The organism is Megasphaera micronuciformis F0359 (assembly GCF_000165735.1).
GTDB lineage: Bacteria > Bacillota > Negativicutes > Veillonellales > Megasphaeraceae > Megasphaera > Megasphaera micronuciformis.
Genome location: NZ_GL538202.1, coordinates 1 through 3,576, shown reverse-complemented (window position 1 = coordinate 3,576; position 3,576 = coordinate 1). Strand labels below are relative to the sequence as shown.

At 49.4% G+C, this 3,576-nt stretch carries 8 protein-coding genes; all 8 read right to left on the bottom strand.

Going from position 1 to position 3,576, the window contains the following annotated elements; all coding sequences use genetic code 11:
• Positions 1-173: 173 nt before the first annotated feature.
• Complete coding sequence (locus tag HMPREF9429_RS09425; protein WP_407080987.1) at positions 174-311, bottom strand: phage head closure protein; 138 nt, start codon at positions 309-311, stop codon at positions 174-176.
• Positions 290-499, bottom strand: coding sequence for a phage head completion protein (locus tag HMPREF9429_RS09155; RefSeq protein WP_006941744.1), 210 nt, complete (start codon positions 497-499; stop codon positions 290-292). Before HMPREF9429_RS09155 ends, HMPREF9429_RS09425 begins: the two co-directional genes overlap by 22 nt.
• Before the next feature lie 9 nt (positions 500-508).
• A complete protein-coding gene (locus tag HMPREF9429_RS03635) occupies positions 509-727 on the bottom strand; it encodes a hypothetical protein (protein ID WP_006941743.1) in 219 nt (72 codons plus the stop codon).
• Position 728: 1 nt separating this feature from the next.
• Positions 729-998, bottom strand: coding sequence for a head-tail connector protein (locus HMPREF9429_RS03630; protein WP_006941742.1), 270 nt, complete (start codon positions 996-998; stop codon positions 729-731).
• A gap of 9 nt (positions 999-1,007) precedes the next feature.
• On the bottom strand, positions 1,008-2,171 hold the full coding sequence (locus HMPREF9429_RS03625; RefSeq protein WP_006941740.1) for a phage major capsid protein: 1,164 nt from the start codon (positions 2,169-2,171) through the stop codon (positions 1,008-1,010).
• A 13-nt stretch (positions 2,172-2,184) separates the two neighbouring features.
• Entirely contained in the window at positions 2,185-2,481 is a 297-nt protein-coding gene (locus HMPREF9429_RS09105; protein WP_006941739.1) for a Clp protease/crotonase-like domain-containing protein, read from the bottom strand.
• The gene (locus HMPREF9429_RS09100) at positions 2,472-2,951 is read right to left on the bottom strand and encodes a head maturation protease, ClpP-related (protein ID WP_006941738.1); all 480 of its coding nucleotides are present in this window, start codon (positions 2,949-2,951) and stop codon (positions 2,472-2,474) included. Before HMPREF9429_RS09100 ends, HMPREF9429_RS09105 begins: the two co-directional genes overlap by 10 nt.
• On the bottom strand, positions 2,932-3,576 hold a 645-nt coding region (locus tag HMPREF9429_RS03615; RefSeq protein ID WP_006941737.1), incomplete at its 5' end, for a phage portal protein. The genes HMPREF9429_RS03615 and HMPREF9429_RS09100, both read right to left, overlap by 20 nt.

Sequence of the window (3,576 nt, the reverse complement as noted above, 5' to 3'; positions counted from 1 at the left end):
AAGCCGCCCCGTGTTCTTCGGGGCCATCGTAATTGCCCTCTGCTGTACTTCGGCGGCCTTTTGTCTTATGACGTCTCGCAGTCGTTCTTGCGTAAGAGCGTCAAATTGCGTGATATCGGCTACGGCTCTAAAGGTTTCTTCATCTAAATTCGTTCGAAGATACATAGCCCCTCCTATCCGTGATGGCTCACAGCCGTGCACGTTAAGGTCATAACATCTCGTTTTTCCCCGTATTCAATGTGAAGTACCCGGTACTCCGTGTGTTGGTACCGAACACGCCAATCAGAGGCTACCTCTTTTCGGTAGCGAATCGTAATGCCCGGGTAATGGCGGTGGCAGGACCTCCGCCTGCCTCGGGTTCCCAGAATCGGGGCCGATGTATCTGTGCCCAAACCGTACCTACTCGTACATACGTTTCATCGTACCCGCCTTGCCCGTCAGGTGTTAACTGCAAGCGATACAGTTCTATGCGGCTTTTTAAATCCGATACCGTAGTCACACCGCTCACCTACTTTTTGGCGGTCTTTTTACCGTCACTTTCGGGCTCTTCTATCGGGGTTTCTTCTACAGGCTCTTCTTCCTTCGGGGCTTCAATCGGCCCGTCGTAGACCTCGGCATACCCGAAATCAAGGATTTCTTGTAACTCGTTATCGCTCCCCGTGACGATATCGCCTTCTTTATAGAATGTGTTTTGGTATATGCAGTCTTGAATGACTTTTGCGTTCATCCTAATCGCTCCTTTCAGCTTCGATTTGAAGTAGTTGCGCCGTGACGGTAAAAGGCATTTCAGAATCGCTTCCTACAAGCCCTCTATGGTCATACCAATGCGCTACTATCATCTTTAACGTTAACAGATGGCGGGCGTTCGTCTCTGAAAACGTAACGCCCGTACCCGTTTGTATATACTGCTTGGCGGCCTCTATTAGGCCTTGGATGACCGAATCCTCATCTTGGCCATCCACGCGCAGATAAAGTTTCACGTCATCCAGTAGTACCATAAAAGCCTCCTACGACAGTGCCAATTCGCCGTAAACCACGGCCTGGTCGTCGAATTTCTGTACATCAAAACGCATAACGGCTTTGATATCAAAGCTGTCGCGCTTCCACGCGTCGCCACCGATACTCGTACCGACTAACGTGGTCGCCCGGCGGTCGAACAAGACAACGGCGTCTTCAAAACTACCGATAAGAAGGGGTGCTTTTTTCGTCCCACCGGCGGCATCCGTCGGCAGCACCTTATTGGACAGGACCGTAACGGACTTTCCAAAGAGCATCTTTTGCGTCGAATCCAAGGGATTGGGCTGTAAGAGATAGCGACCTTCGCTATCTTTTTGCTTATCCAGGTAATTAAATCCGTCCTGGTTCGTCACGACGGACGAAAGCAAGGAAATGGCCGGATCGAGAGTCACATTTAAGACGTCTTTTACCGAGTCGATACTCGTAAGAGGCGCTTTCGTAAGCGTCTTTAAGAGTGCTAAAATCTGTGCGTTTTCCGTAATGACCGACTTTTTAGCCAGCCAGCGATATACATAATTTAAAAGGTCCTGGTCCGTATCGGCCAAGAGTTCTTCAGACATCGGCAAAATACCGGCGTACTTTTTGATAAGGTACTTAACTTGCGTGAACTTCGGGGCATCCGTTTCCCCGATAGTGGCAAATTCAGCGACCGGCGCAAACGCCGTAATGTCGGCCGCCTTTTCCATCACGCGCGTCCCCGACATGGTATTGACGTTTTCAACGCGTACAATAGAAGAAAGGGGATTTAAGGTACGCTTTAATTCATTAATTTTTGTCTGTGCGTCTACCGGTACAATAAAGCCGCCCTGTTCATTGGTGCCTTCGTTTAAATTCCCGGCGACGTTCGAAACGGCCATACCGCGCGCCGCTTTTACTTCCTGCGGCGTTAACAGGTTGCCTTTATTTCTAAGAAGCTGCGCAACAACGTGTGTCATATCCACGTCTTTTTCGTCTTCTTGTTTTGTAACCGAGGAAGCAGCGACTCCCGGCACCGTATCGGCTACCGTCTGCAGCACGTCGAATTGACGCCGCAATTCTTTTAATTCATTCGTCGCAGACTCGGCTTCATCCAGTCGGTTGTCTTTCAATAAGTCCTGGATATACGCTTGTTTTTTGGCCATATCCTGGCGCAACTGTCTTTCTTGTTCTGTCATAACAGGTTCCTCCTTAAGTCAGTAACTCAAGTTCAATGGCAAGTTTTCTCTTGCGGTTTTTAATATCGTCTTGCAAATTTTCTTTTTCAGGCGGCTGCTTCTTATCTGTTGCCGTTTTGGCGTTTTTTACCGCCTCGGGCATAGTCTTAAAGGAAAGCCCCTTGCTGCAGGCCACGAGCTGTACGCTCGTATCTTTTACGGTAATGTCGAACACCTCAGAGGCTTCAGCGGCCGTGTACCAGGTTTCGGCCTCTACAGCCTTACGAATCTCTTCGGCCGTTACGCCTTCTTTAGCGCGCTCTAAATACACCTGCTCGATACCTTCTTGCACCGTATCAAGCATCTAGCCACTCGCAGCATATCGTCCGAATCCCCCATCGCCATGGCGCTCGGTTTATGAATCATGAGAAACGTGTTCTTAGGCATGTAAAGGTCATCGCAGGCCATGAAGATAACGCTGGCAATGGAAGCCGCCCACCCATCTACCACACCTACGGTGTGCCCGTCGTGCCGTTTTATCATATTGGCAATAGCCATCCCCGCCGGAACGCTACCACCGTCTGAATTGATGTAAATCGTAAGGTCTTTTCCTTGTAAGCTTTCGAGCTTTTCTCGTACATCAACCGGCAGCACGTACCCGGCAAAGGTCTTTCCGTCACAGTCCGACAACCACGCCTTCATATCATCGTCGACGATATCGCCGTGGATGTACACCTCGGCCGACTGAGGCGTCTCGTTTTTCACCGTAAGATAGCTTAATTTATTCGTTTTGTTGTCCATTTTCCCCCTCACCTCCTTTCGATGCAGTTTGTTGTCCGACTTGATCGAGTGTGGTATAGTTCAGCGACACGAAATGCTGGTCGCCGTTCTTACCGATGCCGTCCATTTCTTCCATCTCACGGATTTCGTTGATGGTGTAGATGCCGTTATTTAGCATGTCTCGGTAGTATCCGGCACGGGCGGTACTATCACCGCGAAGTTCTGCCGCTGCGTTAAATTTGACATAAAAAGAAGCCCTTTCCGTTTCGGTAAAGAGCTTGTAGTTTATTTCCTGTTCCCATTGTGTAAATATCGGTAGCAGGGTGGTTTTAATGTAGTCGAGCCCCATGGCTTCGGCGTTAGCGTAGGTCGCTCTGTCAAGTTGTGCCAGCTTATGCGGCGGTACTCGATAGACTTTGGCCACTTCCGTAATGCCGAATTTTTGCGTATCTAAAAACTGGGCCTGATCAAGCGGCATGCCAAGTTGCTGAAAGTCTAAGCCTACGTCCAAGACCGCGATTTTTCCTTGGTTGTCCTTTCCGCTATTTAGCTTTTCCCACTCGCTTCGCACCTTTTCTTTCGCTTCAGCGTTTAACTTGGTCGCCGTCTTTAAGATACCGCTCGATAAGGTACTGTTACGGTAAAA

What these genes read in the sequence shown, in the direction of transcription:
- HMPREF9429_RS09100 (WP_006941738.1), bottom strand. Translation starts at nt 2,951, where the DNA reads ATGGACAACAAAACGAATAAATTAAGCTATCTTACGGTGAAAAACGAG.
- HMPREF9429_RS03625 (WP_006941740.1), bottom strand. Translation starts at nt 2,171, where the DNA reads ATGACAGAACAAGAAAGACAGTTGCGCCAGGATATGGCCAAAAAACAA.
- HMPREF9429_RS03630 (WP_006941742.1), bottom strand. Translation starts at nt 998, where the DNA reads ATGGTACTACTGGATGACGTGAAACTTTATCTGCGCGTGGATGGCCAA.
- HMPREF9429_RS03635 (WP_006941743.1), bottom strand. Translation starts at nt 727, where the DNA reads ATGAACGCAAAAGTCATTCAAGACTGCATATACCAAAACACATTCTAT.